At 43.5% G+C, this 21,901-nt stretch carries 10 protein-coding genes and 2 pseudogenes; 5 read left to right on the top strand and 7 right to left on the bottom strand.

Features of this window, described 5'->3' with window-relative positions; all coding sequences use genetic code 11:
* Positions 1-2,807 (top strand): annotated as a pseudogene (locus tag F6K52_RS13340) (hypothetical protein); the annotation flags it as partial.
* A 118-nt stretch (positions 2,808-2,925) separates the two neighbouring features.
* Here F6K52_RS13340 and F6K52_RS13335 read toward each other — a convergent pair.
* Positions 2,926-4,608, bottom strand: a complete 1,683-nt coding sequence (locus F6K52_RS13335) for an alpha/beta hydrolase (protein WP_293078211.1) — start codon at positions 4,606-4,608, stop codon at positions 2,926-2,928.
* 34 nt (positions 4,609-4,642) lie between these two features.
* Between F6K52_RS13335 and F6K52_RS13330 the strand changes: the two are divergent.
* Both F6K52_RS13330 and F6K52_RS13325 read left to right on the top strand, forming a co-directional pair.
* Positions 4,643-4,750 (top strand): annotated as a pseudogene (locus F6K52_RS13330) (helix-turn-helix domain-containing protein); the annotation flags it as partial.
* 84 nt (positions 4,751-4,834) lie between these two features.
* Positions 4,835-5,791 carry a YkvA family protein gene (locus F6K52_RS13325; RefSeq protein WP_293078209.1) on the top strand — a complete coding sequence of 319 codons (957 nt, stop codon included), beginning with the start codon at positions 4,835-4,837 and terminating at the stop codon, positions 5,789-5,791.
* A gap of 460 nt (positions 5,792-6,251) precedes the next feature.
* Here the strand turns inward: F6K52_RS13325 and F6K52_RS13320 are convergent, their stop codons facing one another.
* From F6K52_RS13320 to F6K52_RS13310, 3 genes are all read right to left on the bottom strand, one after another.
* Positions 6,252-6,626 (bottom strand): hypothetical protein, encoded by a 375-nt coding sequence (locus F6K52_RS13320; protein ID WP_293078207.1) that lies wholly within the window; start codon positions 6,624-6,626, stop codon positions 6,252-6,254.
* A 40-nt stretch (positions 6,627-6,666) separates the two neighbouring features.
* Complete coding sequence (locus tag F6K52_RS13315; RefSeq protein ID WP_293078205.1) at positions 6,667-6,792, bottom strand: hypothetical protein; 126 nt, start codon at positions 6,790-6,792, stop codon at positions 6,667-6,669.
* A gap of 478 nt (positions 6,793-7,270) precedes the next feature.
* Positions 7,271-8,992 carry an AarF/ABC1/UbiB kinase family protein gene (locus tag F6K52_RS13310; protein WP_293078203.1) on the bottom strand — a complete coding sequence of 574 codons (1,722 nt, stop codon included), beginning with the start codon at positions 8,990-8,992 and terminating at the stop codon, positions 7,271-7,273.
* An 893-nt stretch (positions 8,993-9,885) separates the two neighbouring features.
* On the opposite strand from F6K52_RS13310, the gene F6K52_RS13305 reads away from it, so the two are divergent.
* Positions 9,886-15,255, top strand: a complete 5,370-nt coding sequence (locus tag F6K52_RS13305) for a PAS domain S-box protein (protein ID WP_293078201.1) — start codon at positions 9,886-9,888, stop codon at positions 15,253-15,255.
* A gap of 169 nt (positions 15,256-15,424) precedes the next feature.
* Positions 15,425-16,498: a hybrid sensor histidine kinase/response regulator gene (locus tag F6K52_RS13300; protein ID WP_293078199.1), complete on the top strand. Its 1,074-nt coding sequence runs from the start codon at positions 15,425-15,427 to the stop codon at positions 16,496-16,498.
* Between the two features lie 9 nt (positions 16,499-16,507).
* On the opposite strand, the gene F6K52_RS13295 is transcribed toward F6K52_RS13300, so the two are convergent.
* The 3 genes from F6K52_RS13295 to F6K52_RS13285 all read right to left on the bottom strand — a co-directional run.
* Entirely contained in the window at positions 16,508-19,120 is a 2,613-nt protein-coding gene (locus F6K52_RS13295) for a M1 family metallopeptidase (protein ID WP_293078197.1), read from the bottom strand.
* Between the two features lie 273 nt (positions 19,121-19,393).
* Complete coding sequence (locus F6K52_RS13290; protein WP_293078195.1) at positions 19,394-20,176, bottom strand: MlaE family lipid ABC transporter permease subunit; 783 nt, start codon at positions 20,174-20,176, stop codon at positions 19,394-19,396.
* A gap of 7 nt (positions 20,177-20,183) precedes the next feature.
* Positions 20,184-21,901, bottom strand: a 1,718-nt coding sequence (locus F6K52_RS13285) for a methyl-accepting chemotaxis protein (protein ID WP_293078193.1), incomplete at its 5' end; no start/stop codon positions are given.

Genomic DNA, 21,901 nt, shown 5'->3' with positions numbered 1-21,901 from the left:
TGTTTTTATACTTAAAGACTTATCAGCAGTTAGGGGGAATTGAGGGAACTCTCGAAAAGAGAGCCAATCAGGTATTTGATAGTCTCTCAGCGGAAGAACAAAATGTAGCTAGGCGTTTGTTCTTGGAATTAACTCAAGTGGGAGATACTCTCGATACCCGTAGACGAGTACGCCTGGGGGAGTTAGTCAATTCTCACCACAGTTTAAAACTGCTCGATGCTGTGAGCCAGACCTTAGCCAGTTCAGACAACCGCTTGATTACCAGAAGCCACCAGGAAAATTCCCAGGATGTGGTTTTGGATGTAGTTCATGAAGCCTTGATTCGCCACTGGGGAAAGTTGCTGGAGTGGAAGCAGACTTACAAAGAAGCAATGGTGATCGAACGTAAGCTGGAAGCGGCAGCCCAAGAATGGCAGCAGAAGGGTAAGAAGCGTGATGATGCCGGTGTACTGTTACAAGGGGGGAGGTTAGTAGAAGCCCAGGAGTATTTAACAAAGTATGGCGAGTTGGGGATGTTGGATGGGCTGGCCGAGGAATATATTCAGGTAAGCCGTCAGAAGCACAAGCAAATGACCCGTAACCGCAGGTTAGTAGCGGGAGGGTTTATTGGTGTGTTGGTGTTGGGGACAGTTGTTTCGACAGTTTTTGGATTGGAGTCTAAACTACAGCAGAGAGAGGCAAGACTAGGTAAAATCGAACTCCTGAGTCAATCTTCAGAATTATTGTTTACCTTAGGGCTACCCTTTGATGCTCTAAAAGAGAGCTTAAAGGCAGTAGGAAAAGTCAAAAAGGCGAATTTGGTAGGTGATACTAAAATTAAAGCGATCGCTAAGTTGCAGCAATCTCTCTATGGAGTGAAAGAATTTAATAGCCTGGAGGGGTATAGCGAATATAAGAGCGTTACCTTTAGCCCAGACGGCCAGACTATCGCTACTGCTAGTGCAGACAACACCGTAAAACTGTGGAATCTCCAAGGCAAAGAACTGCACACCCTCAAAGGCCATAGCGAATATGTCACTAGCGTTACCTTTAGCCGAGATGGCAATACTATCGCTACTGCTAGTGATGACAACACCGTGAAACTGTGGAATCACCAAGGCCAACACCTGCACACCCTCAAAGGCCATAGCGAATATGTCACTAGCGTTACCTTTAGCCGAGATGGCAATACTATCGCTACTGCTAGTGATGACAACACCGTGAAACTGTGGAATCTCCAAGGCCAACACCTGCACACCCTCAAAGGCCATAGCGAATATGTCACTAGCGTGGCCTTTAGCCGAGATGGCAAGACTATCGCTACTGCTAGTAGTGACAACACGGTGAAACTGTGGAATCTCCAAGGCAAAGAACTGCATACCCTCACTGGACATAGCGATGAGGTCAATAGCGTCACCTTTAGCCGAGATGGCAATACTATCGCTACTGCTAGTAGGGACAAGACGGTGAAACTGTGGAATCTACAAGGCAAAGAACTGCACACCCTCACTGGACATAGCTACGCTGTCACTAGCGTTACCTTTAGCCGAGATGGCAATACTATCGCTACTGCTAGTTATGACAACACGGTGAAACTGTGGAATCTCCAAGGCAAAGAACTGCACACCCTCACTGGACATAGCTCATTTGTCAATAGCATCACCTTTAGCCGAGATGGCAAGACTATCGCTACTGCTAGTGATGACAACACCGTGAAACTGTGGAATCTCCAAGGCAAAGAACTGCACACCCTCACTGGACATAGCTACGCTGTCACTAGCGTTACCTTTAGCCGAGATGGCCAAACTATCGCTACTGCTAGTAGGGACAAGACGGTGAAACTGTGGAATATAGAAGGCAAACCCCTCCACACCCTCACTGGACATAGGGATTGGTTCAATAGCGTTACCTTTAGCCCAGATGGCAAGACTCTTGCTACTACTAGTGATGACAAGACGGTGAAACTGTGGACTCTCGAAGGCAAAGAACTGCATACCCTCAAAGGCCATAGCGATTGGGTCACTAGCATCACCTTTAGCCGAGATGGCAATACTATCGCTACTGCTAGTTATGACAACACCGTGAAACTGTGGAATCTCCAAGGCAAAGAACTGCACACCCTCACTGGACATAGCGAACCTGTCTATAGCGTTACCTTTAGCCCAGATGGCCAGACTATCACTTCTGCTAGTGATGACAACACCGTGAAACTGTGGAATTACCAAGGCAAACTCCTGCACACCCTCACTGTAAAGGCAGCTTTCTATAGCGTGGCCTTTAGCGGAGATGGCCAGACTATGGCTACTGCTAATTTCGACAACACCGTGAAACTTTGGAATCGAGAAGGCAAACCCCTGCACACCCTCAAAGGCCATAGCGATTCTGTCTATAGCGTGGCCTTTAGCCCAGATGGCAAGACTATCGCTACTGCTAGTTATGACAACACCGTGAAACTGTGGAATCTCCAAGGCAAACACCTCCACACCCTCACTGGACATAGGAATTGGGTCAATAGCGTGGCCTTTAGCCCAGACGGCAATACTATCGCTTCTGCTAGTGATGACAAAACCGTGAAACTGTGGAATCTCCAAGGCAAACTCCTGCACACCCTCAAAGGCCATAGCGCAGTTGTCAATAGCGTGGCCTTTAGCCCAGATGGCAACACTCTTGCTTCTGCTAGTTTGGACAACACGGTAATTTTATGGAATTTTGATCTACATGATTTAGTGGCACAGAGTTGTGATTGGCTCCATGATTACCTAGTCACTCGTGAAGAGGAAACAGAATTAAGGGAAATTTGTGGTATAGCGCGTAGCGCTAGGCAATAGGCAATAGGCAATAGGCAATAGTGAAGAAAAAAGCTTACTAATCAAGGGATTGAGCGATTTTAATTTTTCTTCATTTGTCAAACACCATAGTGCTTAGTGGTATTGAGGGGAGTAGGAATTAAAAGGACTTGATCAGAAACAGATTCAATGGGTCTTGACTAATCTCTTTGACATAGGAGTCACTGAGATAGGAAGCATATTCAGGTTGTTTAGCAATGTAGGTTTTGAAAAAAGCGGTACTAAGTGCCATCAGGTAAGGACGAGCGATCGCAGGATCTGGCCCAATCAATTCAGGTGGAACCGGTAAGACACCCTCTCCTGCCCCACCCAGGTAGGAAAAGTGAGTACCTGCTTCTGTCACCACTAGATAGTTTTCTGGGGTAGTTAGCCAGCTGAAGGGGGTAATTTGTTGTTCTACAGGTGGCGCAAAGAGGTCTCTGATACTAGAGACCATCATGACCGGAACCTGAATTTGTGACATCCCGGTTTCACCAAAGATCGGGTTGCTGAGCGGATTAACAGCAATCACCGCTTTTACCCGTTCGTCTCCCAAATTATAGTCTTCTGGGGGTAGTTGAGTCCCTCGACACTGGAGTAGCAGGGATACATCCAATGATGAATTGTTTTGTCGAGCAGTATCACACTCACTAGTAAGCTGTTCAAAATTGAGTTTAGCTCCTCCTAGAGCAAGAACAGTATAGCCTCCGAAGGATTGACCAATTACTCCCACCTCTTCTAGATTCAGCCTGCCAAACTTACTCGGGTCAGAATTAGCTTTAGCCGAAAGTTCATCTAACAAATACTTCACATCCAAAGGACGATGGATGATCGCAGTAGGATTGAGGGGAGTGGCGAAGCCAGCAAAGATTCGATTAATGCGTTCGGAACTAGTACCAATATGCTCCGGCACCGCAACCGCAAAACCGTAAGATGCTAAATGTTGCGCTAGATAGGCAAAGGTATTGCGGTCAGAAGCCAAACCATGAGAAATAACCAGAGTTGGAATCGACCCTCTTATTGCTCCTTGGTCTGAAGACTTAGGTAGATAAATATCAACGGGAAACGAAGCTTGACGCTCAGAGTTATAAACTTCAAAGGTTTCTTTACGCCAACCTATTCCTCCAGAATTCCTGAGATCTGCTTGTGCTGATAAATTAAACGATGTTGAGCCTTCTCCCTGTAGTTGTGCCTGATTTTGAATGGCACTAAAGACAACATTATTTCCCACAAATAGCCGTGATAGCTCATCAGTTAAATCAAAAATTAGGTCCACATCCAGGTAAATAGTTTCTAGGGAAAATTTACGCAATACATTAATAATACTCAAGCCTTCTGGATCAGAAGCTGCGGAAATTAAAGCACCCCGTAAGGGATAGAAACCATTGCGATTAAAATCTGCTTTTATGACATTCCCCAATCGGCGCAGTAAGGTTCTCCCCACCGGTAAGCGAGTGAATAAATAAACATATCTGGGAGAGATATTAAATCGACTATTTAGTAGAATCCTTAGTGTTGCTAATTGTATTGGTGTAGCAAAGTTGGCATAATAAGCAAATTGCCTAGTCATTGTGCCATCTTTAGCAAAGATTTCCAAGTCTTCAATCCCAATATTAAATTGTCCAAAGGGAGAAACAAAGAAAGTAATTCGCTCTGCTGCTAGGGCAGGAATTGCACTGAATGTAGATACTAGACTCAAGCCTAGGGATAGGGAAAAGCGAGTTAACCACTGGCGCAGTGGGTTAGAATGAAGGGATTGGGTGCTCACGTTAGCTGCTGGGGAAAGACTAGGGGAGTTAGTCATAGTTAACGGAAAAGCTGTGACAAGTTTATTAAACATGTATAAAGCTCTCAAGACCAAAGTCAAACTGAACAACCAACAGAAAACCCTGATGGCACAACATGCTGGTTATCCTAGATGGGTCTACAACTGGGGACTAGCCATTTAGCAATAAGTTTACCATAAAAGTCATTATAATAGTTAACAACTAAAACAGATAAATCCTCCGATATCAAAAAGGTTAATAGTAATGGGTTTACAGGAAAGACTATTTCGGCGATTTAAAAAACAGGAAAAACTACAGGAAAAACCAGAGGATACCCAATCCCTCGACCAGACCTTAGAACAAAAACCCCCTGGGCGAATTCAGTCACTACTGAGCAAAATACCCAAACCAGGAAATCTTAAGGATACCCTAGTAAGGGTAAGGAATCCAGAAGCAAGCAACACTGACAAAATTAAAGGCAAAATTACAGGAATACTCAGCAAATTTAAAAAATCTACCACTGAACGAGACATCCCCCAATTGTTTCAAAACTCAGCACCAAGCAATACTGACAAAATTAAAGGCAAAATTACAGGGATACTCAGCAAATTTAAAAAATCTAGCACTAAACAAGATACCCCCCAACGGTTGGAAAACTCAGCAGCAAGCAACCCTGGTAAAATTAGAACACTACTGGAAAAATTACAAAAAAATATCTCCCCCAATGACATCCAGAAAATTGACCAGAGTCTTGATCAGATGAACCGGGGGAGGATAAAAGAAATATTTCACAAATTGCTCCAAAATACCAAGCCAGAAGACATCCAAAAAATTGACAAGAACTTAGAACGGATGAACCGGGGAGCAATTAAAGAAATTTGGCCGAAAATTCAAGCTTTAGCTAAAATGGTTCGGGACCCTAATGCGGCTTGGAAGGGAAAAGCCTTAGCGATCGCAGCCTTAGTCTATTTAATATCCCCCTTTGATGCCGTTCCAGACGTAATTCCCGTAGTTGGATTAGCTGATGATGCAGCGCTAATCATTGCCGTAGTTTCCACCCTAGCTCAGGAACTAGAAAACTATATGGAAAGACAGGCAGAAAAGATGGCGGAGATCCAAGTCCGCAAGTACAATCGGATTGTCAGAATTAGTTTACTCGGCAGCATTGCAGCAGCAATTATCGCTATTTTGGTCAAATATATCCTTAGTCAGACATCATGATTAACCTCTATTCCTGGTACCGAATTACCGTATTAATTCTGACTACCTATGGCTTAATACAGCTAATTATTACTCTGCTCAAGTACAAGCCATACTATGAAAAAGTTCCAGGGTTTATGAAAAAATACTTTCTTGAGCGCGGCAGCCTAGTTTTAGGTAAAAAGCTCAACGAAAGTCGTCATGATTTAATTATAAATGGCTTACTGTTGCTTATAGTAGTAATATTAAATATTATTATATGGATTTTTTAAGGGATACTAAAAAAGAGGATTATTAATGTTTTAGGGAGTAGGGAGTAGGGAGTAGGGAGTAGGGAGTAGGGAGTAGGGAGTAGGGAGTAGGAAATGGGCAAAAGGCAATTACCCATTACCTATTACCCATTACCTATTACCCATTAGTACCTGACCGATAGTATGAGAAAAAAATCCCAATCACTAATCACAAATTAGCCTGTTTCTATTCACTCCCAGGAATCTAAATCTAGAGCTTTGGAACCACCTCGCTCTAACTGAATCAACAGGTTACCGAGTTGTGACCAAACTAGGGCAGTCATAAATAAGGTCATAGGTATGGAGATTCCGTAACACAGCCAAGAAGGCACGGCAAAAATTGCTAACCCAGAGGCTAGAAACAGGCAAATCCCAACAGCAATTCCCAGAAATGGAAGCAGTAACTGGATTCCTCTAATTTCAGCCAGGGTTTCACTGGATTTGGTCTTATACCATTCCTGTACTTTTTCTTTGAGTGTAGCTTCAAAAGCTAGCCCACAGGTAATCCCAGCAAACAAACCAAAAATTAACAAAAAATAGGGTGGGTCTGGCCAAAAATTATACACAAATAACTCCTAATCTTCATGCTTTTAGTGCCTGTGAAGATTATTGCAAAAAATGATAGCAAAGGGAATAGGGAACAGGGAATAGGGAACAGGGAGCAGGGAGCAGGGAGCAGGGAGCAGGGAGCAGGGAGCAGGGAGCAGGGAATATGGTATCAAAAATTCTCACAATTCGGACACGGATTGCTAAAGCGGCGAATGCTATTCGGTAGTTGTGCTCAATATAATCTTATAGTTTCGGTTCTTCAGTACCTTTTATGGTAAATTTCCAGTTAAAAAACTCATAAAGCTTACTCTAGAAGCGATGCAGCGCGGTCTTGGGGGTTTCCCTCATGAGCGACTGCATCAAGACAGGGTTCTGATGCTATTTAACTAACAAAATTTTCTGAATATCGCCTCTTCCCACTACTCCCTGCTCCCTGCTCCCTGCTCCCTTTGCAAAAGTGTTTATTTAGCATAACAAGTACGGAAGAGCCATAATTTCCTAGGGTGGGTTAAGCGCAACATTGATTTTTTTTAGGGCTGTAACCCACCAAATGCTATAACGTTTGGGAACCGGAGCTAATTACAATAACAACAAATAGTGAATAGTCAGGAGTAAGTAGTTACGATCAGGAATATCGTTGTCGGCCAGTTGGTCTGACATACTATTTGCTACTCACAGCAGGAGCTTTGGGTAAAATAGCCCCAATCCCATCACTGGAAATAGTACTTAGTGCATTCAAAGCTACATTGAATAAACGTTCTGGTGGTAAATCCTCTTTGACTAAGTTCCACAGACTCTGAATTTCGGCTGTATGGAATTGGTCATCTTCGGTTAACGCTAACAACAGTTCACGTCGCAGAAACTGACCTTCCTCAGACAAGAGATACTGCAAACCAAGTTGAGCGGTTGGTAGTAAATCAAAGTTCTGATCAGACCGAGCGATCGCAATCATATTTTCGAGTCGTTCCCACTGGAATTTACCGTCTTTGAACAACACCTCAATCAAACGCCGCCGCATTTGTGGGCTTTCACCGGTAAGCAAACGCTGAGCTACATAGGGGTAGGAAACCTCGACAATTTTGAAGTTGGGATCTAAGGTCAGTGCCAGTCCTTCTTGAGTCACCAGAGAACGAATAATTAAGGAAAACTTGGCTGGAACCCGGAAAGGATAGTCATACATCAACTCTGAGAACTGATCGGTGATCGTCTTGAAGTTGAAATCTCCGACACTTTCACCAATTGCTTCTCCCAAGACAGCTTCTAAGGCTGGGATAATCGGCTGGATATCTGTGTTGGGTGCTAAGAAACCTAATTTAACAAACGCCTGGGCTAATGATTGATAATCTTTATTAATTAGATCAACAACACAGCTGACAATGGTTTCTTTGGTATCCTGATCTAACTGATCCATCATGCCAAAGTCAATATAGCCCATGCGCCCATCCGGAAGGGCAAATAAGTTACCTGGATGAGGATCAGCATGGAAAAAGCCATGCTCTAATAACTGACGCAAACCAGAGGTGACACCGGTTTTAATCAAGCTTGCCCTGTCTAGTCCTAAGGCTTCAATACGTTCTGTGTCTGTTAACTTGAAGCCATCAATCCACTCTAGGGTAAGGACACGGATACTGCTGTAGCGCCAGTATATTGCTGGAACCTTCACAGTAGGGTCGTCTTGGAAGTTTAGAGCAAATCGTTCGGCATTGCGACCTTCATTGAGATAATTAATTTCCTCAAAGAGCTTAGTACCAAATTCATCTACAATCAAAGTTAAGTCATGACCGAGATTGAGTGGTAACCAGGGTGCAATCCAGCTAGCTGCCCAGCGCATCAAATAAAGATCTAGGGTGAGGACAGGGCGTAAATTAGGGCGTTGTACCTTAACCGCCACCTCTTCACCGGTGTGGAGTTTAGCTCGATAGACTTGACCGAGACTAGCGGCTGCTACAGGTTTTGGGGAAATTTGGCTAAACAGTGTTTGGATGGAGCGCCCTAACTCTTGCTCGATCTGGGACAATGCGATCGCATTGTCAAAAGGAGGTAGCTGGTCTTGTAGTTTGATCAGTTCATCTAGAAAATCTTGCCGAATCAAGTCAGGGCGGGTGGAAAGAGCTTGTCCGACTTTAATAAAGGTTGGACCGAGGTTAGTCAGAAGTTCCCGCAGTTGTGTGGCTCGTTTTAACTTATTCTGCTCAGTCCGGTTGCCCCATTGGTCTAACTTAAGACTAAAAACAAAGCTAGCGAAACCCCAGACAATCCTCAGGCAACGCCAAATCACTAACCAAGGTCTGGAACGATAGTAGCGCGCGATCGCTTGTGGATCATAGTACCTTTGGGGTTCATTAGACCGCTGTTCAGGAGATACAAGTTGATGCTGACTCACGCTGAGTATAGGCCTCTCTTATAAATTTATAGTTTTTTATCTATCTTTTGCTTTTTATTAAATAAGTATACACTTGTACATATACAATAACTCGGTATTTAAGTCCAATAGAGGGTTTAGGGCAGGTTGTGCTACCAGGACAATTGAGGTAAGCATTCAGCTATCAGCTATCAGCTATCAGCTATCAGCTATCAGCTAAAGGCTAAAGGGTAAAGGCCTGTGGTCACGCTACGGGAACAGTTTATGCCCATAGCGCACGCTACTTGAAAAATAAGCTGACGGCTGACGGCTGACGGCTGTTCGCGCAGCGTGCGCGTAGCGCATATGCTTACCAATTGAGAGTCCCATAGAAACCTACACCAGAAACTGCCCCATTTCCTGAACTTCCGATGGTCAATTATGGTCAATTGAGCCGATTAGGCTCGAAATAACTGACCAGTAAAAATCACCCCCTCATCCCCTAATTCCCTGATCTCGTCATTTTCAAAGGAACTGGTCACAAATTTCTACCAAAGTGTACTTGCAAGGTGTACTAGTCTTGTGTAATATATTTTTGCTGATGCATATATTTAGAAATTTGTCAACTTCCATTATTACATTAACCGAGGCTCTAGATTGAGATTTCCGCTGTTATTTGCGTGTTATCACCGACAGTCTTTAAATTAAAACTTCAGCAGAATCCTCCATGACGGGGCTAAATCAACAAAGCAACAATGGTGTCATATCGATTGCGGTGGTATCGTAGCGAACAAGCATGGGCAATCTGTTGATTTATCTACGTTGATTTATCTACACTATGTCCGCGATTGCCCGGACTAAATCGGCACTACCGAATTGGATGTGAGTTACAGACGCACGAAAATGCTTTGTCAGCAAGCAACTTCCCCTGGATTATGCAAGATTCTCCATCTGTCCCTAACCTTTCCCAAGACATTCGGTTAGGCTGCCTACAGTGGTTTTATAACTTACCACTAAGTAGTAAGCTGCTTACTGGTTTGTTTGCCTCTGAGCTAATTTCTCTGATTGGATTCTTCGGCGTCGCTGCTTCAATGATGCTAACAGAAGGGCAAATCGAACTACGAGACCAAGCTCAGTCTGAATTAGCACTCACCGAGACCAAGTACAATTCTCAAATTGAGCAAACTAAGCTCGGCTTCCGTGGTCAAGCCGATAATTCTGCCATCATTGCTGCTGCGATCGCTCATCATTCTGGTCAGCCCATAAAACCAGCCCTCAAGGCTGAAGTCAGACGGGTTCTGAGGAACGAAATTAAAGCCCGCAACATTGAATATGGGACTTTAGTAGGTACCAATGGGAAGATTATTGCTAATGCCAACGCTGACCGCACAGGAGAGAGTTTTAATCCTAATCAATTAGTAAGTCAAGTTTTCCAGGATCAAACAGCGATTGGGACCAGTCAAATTGTCAGCTGGGTTGAGTTAGCTAAGGAGTCACCTCAGTTACCGAATGGTTTTGTTGAACAAGACGCCCTAATTCGTTACACACTCACTCCAGTCAAGAACCCAGAGACTGGAAATATAGTAGCTGTCTTGGTGTCTGGTGATTTGGTCAATGGCAAATTGCCCATAGTTCACAACACCCTGCAGGGGGTTGACAAAGGCTATAGTGCAATCTACTATCGCCAGAGTTCGGGGGAATTTAACTTAGCCACTGCTACTTTGAATAACAGTGATGTTAAAGATTTAGAGCAAGGGGAATCGAGTTTAGATTTAGTAGACGGATCCCTGTTGGAGAAAGCAGTTGCCCAAACATCAGAGGTAGTTTACACACGGCAAACCTTGGGTAAACAATCTTACACTATAGTCGCGAAAGCTCTAACTAATTTTGATAGTGAAGCCACCATAGTGTTAGTCAGAGGAACTACTGAATCCTCCTTCAATCAATTCCTTAGAGATAATTTAGAAATTGAGCTGAGCGTCCTTGCTATAGCCTTAATCGCAGATATCTTTTTGGCTATCTTGCTTGGACGATCAATTGCTAAACCAGTCAAACAACTACAAACAACTACCCAAGAATTTGCTGCTGGGAATTTGGAAGCACGAGTCGAGGTATGGACGAAAGATGAAGTAGGGAAACTTGGTATCAATTTCAATCGTATGGCTGACACTCTGTTAGCTGCTTTTAAGCAAAGGGAACGTTATGCAGCTGAGCAATCACGACTAAACACTCAATTGCAGCAAGAGATTGCAGAACGTCTCCTGACTGTAGAAACACTAAAGCTGATCGAGTTTTCTCTGGATCGGGTAGGGGATGCAGTTTTTTTATCAAAACAGGATGGCCGATTTTGTTATGTCAATGAAGCTGCTTGTCATTTTCTTGGCTACTCCCGTGAAGAACTACTGAGGTTGCACGTTTATGATATCGATCCCTTACTGTCAAAAGATAACTGGTTGCGGTTTTGGAAAAACCTGAAACAGCAAGGTTATTTTAAGCAAGATTCAGTGTATCGCACTAAAGAAGGGCGAGAATTTCCTGTAGAAATGGGAGTTAATTATTTACACTTTAATGATCAAGAATATAACTGTGTTATTGCTCGCGATATTACCGAGCGTAAACAGGGAGAAAATTTACTTAAACGAACTAATTTTCTATTAAAAGCCCAACAAGAAGCATCAATTGATGGTATATTAGTTATTGACGAAAACCAAAAAATTTTATGGCACAATCGGCGTTTTGGTCAGATGTGGAATATCCCAGAAGAGATTCTCAACTCTGGTGACGACCAAAAACTTTTGAAAAGTGTAGTATCTAAGCTAAATAAACCTAAAGAATTTATCCACAGGCTCAAGTATCTGTGTGAACATCCCAGGGAAGTAAGTCGTGATGAAATTTACTTGAATGATGGTCGGATTTTTGACCGTTACTGTGGCTCTGTGGTGTCTGAAGCTAGTGATTACTATACTAGAATCTGGTATTTCCGAGATATCACCCAGACAAAGCAAGTAGAAGCCCAAGTTACTCAGCTCAATCAAGAGTTGAGTAATCATGCTTTGGAACTGGAAGTTGCTAACACAGAACTAGCAGCAACTAAAGATTTTATAACGAATATAATTAATGCAGTATCTGATCCAATATTTGTAAAAGATAACCATTATAAATGGAAATTTTTTAATGATAGCTTTTGTGAGTTTATTGGATATTCTAGAGAGCAACTATTAGGTCATGACGATTATGAATTTTTCGTATCCGAAGAAGCTGAGGTTTTTAGAAAAACTGATCAACTCGTAATGAAAAATGGTGTAGTTAATGAAAATGAAGAATACTTTACTGATGCTAAGGGTATAATTCATTTCATTTCCACCAAGAAAACGCGTTTTTTTGATTCTCAAAATCATCCCTATATTGTGGGGGTTATTCGAGACTTAACTCATCGTAAACAACTTGAAGACCGACTAGCAAAACTTAATGAATGCTTTCTTGACTTTGGGAGCAATCCCGACAAAAATATTAATCATCTGGTAGCCGTTTGTGGGCAATTACTCAATGCTAGTTTCGCTCTCTATAATTGCCTGGAATACAATCAACTGGTGACATTAGGAAAGTGGCAAGTCCCGCCAGATTACCCAACTATGGATAGCGCCAAAGGACGTATTTGCTACGACGTGATCCGACAAGGAACTGATGAGTCAGTGGTCAAGCAGGATCTCCAGAATACAGCTTATGCTCAAACTGATCCCAACATTACGGCTTATAATCTGTGTACTTACATCGGTATTGCGGTCAAATGGAACAAAAAGGTAATGGGTTCCCTGTGTGTTTTGTATCAGCAGCAGGTAGAACCAAGTACAGAAGACAAACAACTGCTTAACCTGATTGCCAGCGCTATTGGTGTAGAAGAACAACGAAAACAGGCTCAGCAGGAACTTCAGGATAGTAAAGAGCGATTTGCCTTAGCTGTAGAAGGAGTCAACGACGGGATTTGGGATTGCAATCTCCAAACTGGTGAAATGTATTTATCCCCTCGTTGGAAGAGTATGTTGGGGTATAACGATGATGAAATTACCAATACCTTTGAATCCTGGACACAGATTATTCACCCAGACGACCTAGAGCAAACCTTACTCAGTTTTAATAATTACCTAGAGGGCAAGCTTTTTCAGTATCAAGAAGAGTTCCGTGCTTTACACAAAGATGGCACCTACCGTTGGCTGCTGACTCGTGGAGCGGCGCTGTGGGATAAAACAGGTAAACCTTATCGCATAGCAGGTTCTCACACCGATATTTCAGAGCGTAAAAAAGCAGAAGAAGCTCTCAACAGTCAGTTAACAGCTCTCGAAGCAGCTACTGATGGCATAGCATTAGTTAATCCTGCAGGTGAATACTTTTACCTCAATCAGACTCACCTGGAATTGTTTGGCTACACTCAACCGAATGAACTGGTGGGTCGGCAATGGCATATAATTTATCCACCAGAAGAAATTGAGCGTATTGAGAAGTCAGTTTTTCCTCAATTGTTTAAAACAGGAAAATGGAGTGGAGAAGCCACGGCTGTGCGCAAAGATGGTAGCACATTTGCTGAGGAATTTTCTTTAACCTTACTTGAGGATGGTGGTTTAATCCGTGTCTGTCGAGATATTACACAGCGCAAACAGGCTGAAGAGCAGATGCGGCAAAATCATCAAAGACTGGCTATGGCTAATGCCCAGTTAGAACGGGCTACTCGTCTCAAAGATGAGTTTCTTGCTAGCATGAGTCATGAATTACGTACTCCCCTCAACGCTATTCTTGGTTTATCAGAAGCTTTGCAAGAGGAAGTGTATGGTTCGATTACAGATAGGCAGCGTAAGTCTCTCGGTACAATTCAGGGCAGTGGTCAACATTTGCTAGAACTAATCAATGATCTGCTTGACCTTGCCAAAATTGAATCTGGGAAGATGGAACTCCACATCGGTGCTGTTTCCCTCCAAAAACTCTGCAATTCCAGCTTGATGTTTGTTAGAAACCAAGCCCATCACAAAAATATTAAGCTGACTTCTCAGGTAACTGAGAGACTATGGGAAATAGAAGTGGATGAACGACGTATCCGACAAGTCCTGATCAATTTGCTCAGCAATGCTGTGAAGTTTACCCCAACCGGAGGAAGCGTTATTTTAAAAGCTGAGGAAAACTTATTGAGAAACACTATTTGTTTTAGTGTCATTGATACTGGTATTGGCATTGCTCAAGAAAATATGCGTAAGCTATTCCAATCCTTCGTCCAAATTGACAGCCGTCTATCTCGTCGCTACGCCGGTACAGGATTGGGTTTGGCTTTGGTCCAACGAACCATAGAAATTCACGGGGGTAGGGTAGATGTCGAGAGTGAAGTGGGTAAAGGTAGTTGCTTCACAGTAACTCTGCCGATTAAACAAAACGGTGAGGCAAACGGAGAATACCAGAGTGATTTGTCAGACCTAAGCCAATTTACTCAATCCGCCATCTCCAATCCCCAAGTGCTGATCATCGAAGACTCTATTACTGCAGCTGAAGTCATTTCTCGCTATATCAGGGAAATAGGGCTACAAACCTTGACTTACCCTGAAGGAGAAGGTGCTCTCGAGCAGGTTATACAGGTCAACCCAGGGGTGATTATCCTAGATTTGCAATTGCCGAAGGTGTCTGGCTGGAAAGTTTTGGCTCAGCTAAAAGCTCATCCCCAAACCCAACACATCCCAGTGATTATTCTTTCTGTAGTGGATGAGCGATCGCAAGCTTTGGAGATGGGTGCGTCTGAATATCTGGTTAAACCGGTCTCCCGTAAACTGTTGCGCTCAACAATTAGCAAAATTTTGGGTCCTTTAGAAACACCAGAGTCAGTCAACCATGCGGAAACTGGTCTGGTGGTTATGTCTCAAACAGCTCCAGAGTCACCGTTAATCTTAATTGCAGAGGATAATGAGACTAACATTAAGACGATTTGGGATTACTTGCTCAACAAAGGCTATCGGTTGATATTAGCCAAGAATGGCTGGGAAGCGATTAGCCAGGCTAAAGAGTACCACCCACAGCTGATTATGATGGATATTCAGATGCCAGATATGGACGGTATTGAAGCGATTAAGCGAATTCGAGACAATCAAGAAACTAGCACAATTCCGATTATTGCCGTAACAGCACTGGCGATGCCAGGGGATAAGGAGAAATGCCTAGGAGCTGGCGCGGACGAATACATCTCTAAACCAGTGAGTCTGAAAAACTTGGTCAGTACTATTCAACAGTATGTTCATGTAGAGGTTAAGGATTTGCAATTAGTTAGTAATTAGTTATTCGTGATTAGCGTGATTAGTCATTATTTATCAGTCCCAAGTAGGTTGAAACCTACTAATTAATGGTATATAAATTAATGGTATAATAATTTATATTAACCAAAATCAATCCCAGACATCTGTATGTAATATGGTGAACTATTCAAGCGCATAAAGGGTGTTATTGATGGATAGTCAAAACTCTATACTAGTAGTTGATGATGAACCCTCTGGGTTTGATGTCATTGAGGCTCTGCTATTCAAAGAAGGTTACAACTTGAGCTATGCCTCTTGTGGTCAAGAGGCATTAAACGGTCTAGAGAAAATTCAGCCGGATGTAATCTTATTGGACGTAATGATGCCAGAACTTGATGGTATAGAGGTTTGCCGTCGGATTAAATCTCACCCAAAGTGGCACCATATCCCAATTATTATCGTAACGGCTCTCAATTCTAAGGAAGATCTTGCCCGATGCTTGGATGCAGGAGCCGATGATTTCCTAGGTAAACCTGTTAGTGGAGTGGAACTGCGGTCTAGAGTGCGTTCGATGTTGCGGATTAAAAAACAACATGATGAACTAGCTGCTACTCTACAGCTGAGGGAAGATATGTCTCATATGATCGTGCATGATTTGAGGCATCCTTTGGCGAATATTATCATATCTTGTGAGATTTTGCAGCAAACTGAACTCGAAAAAAAACAGCAAAGAAAGACTGAACAAATCTTGAAATCAGCTCTTCAGCTGCGCTCAATGACGGATAACTTATTGATGATGGCGAAGTTACAATCGGGAAAACTTACGCTTCATAGAGACTTCGTGGATTTCAATGCACTCGAACAAGAGGTAGTCTTAGATTTCCAAGCCATTGCTCACGAGAAAAACATTCAGCTAGTTAGCGAGCTACCAAAATCCAGTAAGACTCTTTTAATTGATGCCAATTTAATCCGCCGTGTCTTAGATAACTTGCTCTCAAATGCCATCAAATTTTCTCCTTCACAAAGTAAAATTCTACTGCAAGTAGATTATCCAGTAGATCCCAAACCCCAAGCTAGAATTCGCATTGCTGATTCTGGGCCTGGGATTGAAGAAGAATTGCGAAAACGTATTTTTGATAAATACGATGTGGGAAATTTAATGACTGGAATTCCTCAAACTGGTCTGGGATTAACTTTCTGTAAAATGGCAGTTGAAGCCCATGGTGGTAGAATATTTGTAGAAAATAATCAACCATCAGGGTCAGTGTTCACTGTAGAAATCTAATTATCAATTTTAATTAGATTTGGCTTCCAAGTTTTCCAGGCGGCTTTTGAGTTCCTGATTATCTTTTTTCAGTTTGTTAAGTTCCTCTCGTAGCTGTTTAATGGCTTTGTCAGAGCCAATGGCTTTCTGAACTTTCTGAATGGCTTCTTCTGCAATCCGACGAATTCGCCCATCAGGCGTATTCTCTAAAAGCGATCGCAAAATATCCATGGCTTTCGGGGTTTCCATTTTTCCTAGAGCCCGGACTATGGTCACTTGAGTCAAATAGAAGGTTTCACGGGACATTTCTTCTAATTGCTCTAGGATCGACTCTATTTTATTGGGAGTCTGACCTTTAGAAATGTCTCCTAAAGATCGAATCGCTGCTAGACGAAGGGGTTGAGGTATACCAGGAGTGGTATATTCTAAAATTACGTCTAGGGCAATGGGTGAGGATTTAATTTGACTTAAGCCAGCAATGGCACCGCCACGTACTACTTCATTCCAACCACTCCGTTCTTGGAGTACTTTTTTCAGCAATTGGATTACTTCATCTTCTCTATCCTTAAGGCTTGCCGAAACCATTGCCCCAAGTGACCTGGCTGCTAAGGCTTCTACGTAGTAGCTGGCATCCCCTTGTTCTAGTAATTGCTTGAGAGCATTGTAGCTTTCTGGAGTCTTCACTTCACCCAAGGCTTGGACAACGGCACGACGCACACGGGGATTTGGATCAGACAAGCCAGCAATTAAGGCGGCTTCGGCTTGATCTAGTTTTACCTTAGCTAATTGTTTGGCTACTTCTAAACGAACACCCCAGAATGAATCACTCTTTAGGGCATCAGACAAGGCTTTTACTACTTCTAATCCTCCCTTTTTAGCCAAGGCTTTTGCTGCATAGATACGGGAGATGGGGTCTGGGTCAAATTTCAGCTGGGCTTTGAGTTCCGCTATTGGGTATTCTAGGGAAACGGTTTTGAGATAATTATTCCCATGGTCGAAGCTAATCAAGTTAGGTTTTTTCTCCAGTGGGAAATAGAAACTTTGTTCCCGTTCATGAACCCTCACTGTAAATGTCTGTAGAGAGGTTTCATTAGACGTTTTCACAGGAGAATCGTCTTCGAGCTTGGTGTAACCAAAGGCAATCGGGATTTTCAGGTCAAATAACTCACTATCGCTACCGGTGTTACTATCTTTTGCCTGAGTTTGGGTTACTGTAAGTTTAGCCAACTGGCTATCCCCATCCCAGGAATAGGCAACTTTGTATTCAGGATGACCCCCCCGGAAGACGTACTGGTCAAATAGGAACAACAGATTACGACCGGTAGCTTTTTCAATCGCTCTTAGCAGGTCAATGGTTTCTACGGTTTTGTGAGCGTTATCTTGAACAAAGGTTTGAATTGCTTTCCAGAACAAGTCTTCCCCTAACTCTGCCCAAATCATATGATAGACGCAAGCACCTTTTTCATAAAGGTGCCTATCGTAGAGTTCAATAGCTTCTCGATAGACATTGGTCACCATGGGGCGGCGGTAACGAGAACTATCTTCTGAGATATAACTGCGTGCTTCATTGAGTAGGTAGTAGGCAGCATCATCTTTACCATACTCATGTTCGGTCCAAAATACTTCTGTGTAGGATGCCATGCCTTCCTTAATCCAGGCATGGGACCAGTGTTTAATCACCACTAAGTCCCCAAACCACTGATGAGCGAGTTCATGAACCACTAAGCTTTCAGTACTCTGGTTATCGATAGTTGCTCGTTCATCGAGCAAGCAACGGTCTGTTAACAGAGTGGTGGAGGTGTTTTCCATACCACCAAAGATGAAGTCATCTACACAGACTTGGGCGTATTTCGGATAGGGGTAGGGATAGCCAAAGGTTTCACTCAAGAACTCTATCATTCCAGGGGTTTTGCCCATGCTGCGGCGAGCATCCTCCTCTCGCCCCTTCTCCACGTAGTAGTTGACTGGTTTGCCCTGCCATTCATCCCGAATTTCCGCAAAGTCCCCTACTGCTAGAGTCATCAGGTAAGTGGGATGAACTTCCTGTTGCCGCCAATGGTATATGGTTTCATTGCCGTCTTCTTCTGTAGCAATTAGTTCCCCGTTGGAGATAGCAATTAGGGGTTTTGGAACTCTAACGCGGATTTCGGAGGTAGCAAGTTGACCAGGATAATCGAAACAAGGGAACCAGAAGCGAGAGTCTTCATCTTCTCCTTGGGTCCAAACTTGGGTGGGTTTGTTGGGGTAGTGTTGGTTTGGATGAATGAAGTAAATACCACGCTGGGGGTTGTCTACACTATATGCGATCGCAATCTTAATCGCTTTTCCAACAAATACCGGGTTAAGTAGCTGAATCTTTAGTTGTTCCCCGTCATACTCAAAGGGTTGGGGGATTTGGTCAACCTGCACTGAGGCGATAGTCAAGTTGACCGCATCAATTACTAGCTGTTTAATGCCATTGCGTATTGGGTTGAGGGTGATGGTGCAGGTACCGCTAACGCTTTGGAGGGGGATATCCAGAGTTAAATCCAGGAAAATATGCTCCACTTGTCCTGGGCGGTCAGGATTGTATTGGGGTTTAGCACCGGGTAATTCAAACGACTTGTGAGTTTTGCTTTCGGTATCAAAATACGACTGGGACATTAGTGAAGTTGTATAACTGAAAAGTGTGGACAATAGAGTTAAGTGGAGCTATGGGAAGTTTCCGAAAGGAAAAAGAGTCACCCTTCCTGTAGCGGTCGATTAATCTATTCTAAATTAACTCATCTTCTGTCGATTCCTCCTGATCAGGTCAGGTTTTATAGAATTGTCAACAGCGACAGACCTTGATGGAAGATTACTGGTTCACAACTATCTGTTAACTGATTGGTAACTGATTGGTTGTGGGCCATTAACAATTAACAATAAAGAAGGGATTTAGCTGATCACGGCACTACCCATCCCTTGGAACATCAACCATGATAAGAAAAAGTTGATAATAAAAATTGCGAGCAAAGCAGTAACCACAGCAGTGGTGGTAGATTGACCGACACCTTTAGCCCCTCCTGTGGTGGTTAACCCCCAACTACAACCAATCACAGCAATCAACAGCCCAAACACTAAAGATTTAAGAGCAGCAGAGAACAAGTCCCAAATTCCTAAGAAGTTACGAGCCGAATCAAGAAACACAGACTGGGGAATACCATAAAGATTTTGAGCCAGCACCAATCCTCCTACCATACCAGTCACAATGGCGAGAATGGTCAACACTGGCAGCATCAGACAACAAGCAATAACCCGAGGAATCACTAAGTAATCAATTGGGTCAGTCTTGAGCATATACAAAGCATCAATTTGCTCTGAAACACGCATCGTACCAATTTCAGCAGCAAATGCCGAACCAACTCGTCCTGCTAAAACCACAGCAGTCAAAACCGGAGCCAATTCCCTAGTCAAAGCTAGAGCCAAGACTCCCCCAATGGCATTGGTGGCACCAAAATTAATGAACTCTCGTGTTACCTGAATGGTAAACACCATACCGATTACAGTAGCAGTGAGCAGAGCAATTATCAGAGACTCTGGTCCAACGGTTACCATTTGCTCGATAGTATTGCGGCGGTGAATCTTCCCAGTCAGTAGATGAAGTATCACTTGCCCAGCTAAGAAAATCGCCGCCAGTAAACGCTGACTCCATAACCCGAGGCTGCTAGTTTTAGCCATTAGTCGATCATTTCCCATCATTCGCTTCCACACGGAAACGCTCAACAAATGTCCGCAACTCTCCCGCCACACCGACCAGGTTTTGCAAAGCTCCAGAAACCCTTTGGGCTTCTTGGGAGGTTTCTTGAGCGGTTAACTCAACGGATTGCATCACTTGGGCAACAGCACGGGATGTTTCAGTTTGCTCGATAGTATCCGCAGTGATTGCACGTACTAAAGCATCGATCCGGTTTGCCACTTGCACAATATCTTCGAGCGATCGCTTGGCTTGTTCTGCTCGTTTAGTACCTTCAATCACCTGTTGGGTGCCTTCTTCCATAGCGGTCATCACTGAACCAGTTTCACTCTGGATTTGCAACACAATATGTTCAATATCCTTGAGTGCTTTGGCTGACTTATCAGCGAGCTGTCGTACCTCATCCGCAACAACAGCAAAGCCTCGACCAGCTTCTCCAGCTCTTGCCGCCTCAATACTAGCATTGAGTGCTAACAAATTTGTTCGGGAGGCAATAGTAGAAATCGATGTAACAATTTTAGAAATTTCCTGGGAAGATTCTGCCAAACGCTTGACTTTACGAGTCGTTTCTGCTACTGTCTCACGAATTTGCAAAATTCCTGCCACAGTGCGCTCCACAGCCTCACCACCTTTGAGAGCGGTAGCCGAGGCTGAGCGGGCAACTTCCTCAGCTTCTCGTGCACTCTCTGCCACCCGCTGAATAGCATCGGTCATCACTTGTACAGAGTTCAGGGTAACCGCCAGTTCCTCAGCTTGCCGTAAAGCATCAGAAGACAAGCTACGGGCAAAGGACTCACTATCGGTGGAACATTTGGTCACCTGACGGACTGCCTGCTTAACTTGTTGTACAATTTCCCGTAGGTTTTGAATCGTCAGGTTGAACGAATCAGCCACTGCCCCCAAAACATCAGCAGTGACCTCTGCTTGTACCGTTAAATCCCCCCGTGCTGCCCCTTCCACATCATCAAGCAATCGAATTACCTGGCGTTGGAGGTCTTCTTTTGCCTGTTCTTGCTCTTCTGCCTTTCGTTGTGCTTCAGTCATCGTTGTCAAGATGACTCTGGCCATTTGGTTGAAACTATGGGCTAACTGACCCAATTCGTCCTGGGAATAAATCGTAGCATGGGCATTGAGATTACCCTGACAGACTCCTTCAAACTGGGTTTTCAGGTTTTCGGTACTACGTCTAATCTGCCTAGCTGTAATATTCCCGACAGCCAAAGTCGTAGCAAAACTGGCAACACCAGCGGCTAGGGTCATCATAATACCAGTATTGCGCACATGATTTTTGAAGGATGGCTGGTCTCGAACCATGTATTGTGCTCCAGCACTCACCGCTGCTACCACCACCATTGAGACCGCGCCAGTAATCAAGGCAGTCATCCAATTCTTCTGGTTGACAGGAGCGTTTTCTATGGGAGCTAGTGGACCTTGGTCAATACTAACAACCAGCTCTTTGTCAATGTCTTTAGTGGGATTATAAATAGGGATTGGCTCGGTGGCACTACTAAGGCTAAATAGCTCTTCATTCCCAGTGGCTGACGGATAATCATGACTGGCTACAGCACTAACACCACTGGTGTTCATATCCATTGAGCCAGTACTTCCCAGTGTTGAGCCAGTACTACTTAATACATCAAAATCACTATTGTCATCACTCTCCAATGAGAGTGATGACAATAGTGATTTTGATGTATTAAGTAGTACTA

Origin of the sequence: Moorena sp. SIO3H5, from assembly GCF_010692395.1 — a bacterium.
Lineage (GTDB): Bacteria > Cyanobacteriota > Cyanobacteriia > Cyanobacteriales > Coleofasciculaceae > Moorena.
Note: the sequence above shows the minus strand (reverse complement) of the source record. Positions and strands in the feature narration are given on the sequence as shown.

Excerpts from the sequence above, each read along its gene's own strand:
- F6K52_RS13335 (WP_293078211.1), bottom strand. The coding sequence starts at position 4,608 with ATGACTAACTCCCCTAGTCTTTCCCCAGCAGCTAACGTGAGCACCCAA.
- F6K52_RS13325 (WP_293078209.1), top strand. The coding sequence starts at position 4,835 with ATGGGTTTACAGGAAAGACTATTTCGGCGATTTAAAAAACAGGAAAAA.
- F6K52_RS13305 (WP_293078201.1), top strand. The coding sequence starts at position 9,886 with ATGCAAGATTCTCCATCTGTCCCTAACCTTTCCCAAGACATTCGGTTA.
- F6K52_RS13300 (WP_293078199.1), top strand. The coding sequence starts at position 15,425 with ATGGATAGTCAAAACTCTATACTAGTAGTTGATGATGAACCCTCTGGG.
- F6K52_RS13295 (WP_293078197.1), bottom strand. The coding sequence starts at position 19,120 with ATGTCCCAGTCGTATTTTGATACCGAAAGCAAAACTCACAAGTCGTTT.
- F6K52_RS13290 (WP_293078195.1), bottom strand. The coding sequence starts at position 20,176 with ATGGCTAAAACTAGCAGCCTCGGGTTATGGAGTCAGCGTTTACTGGCG.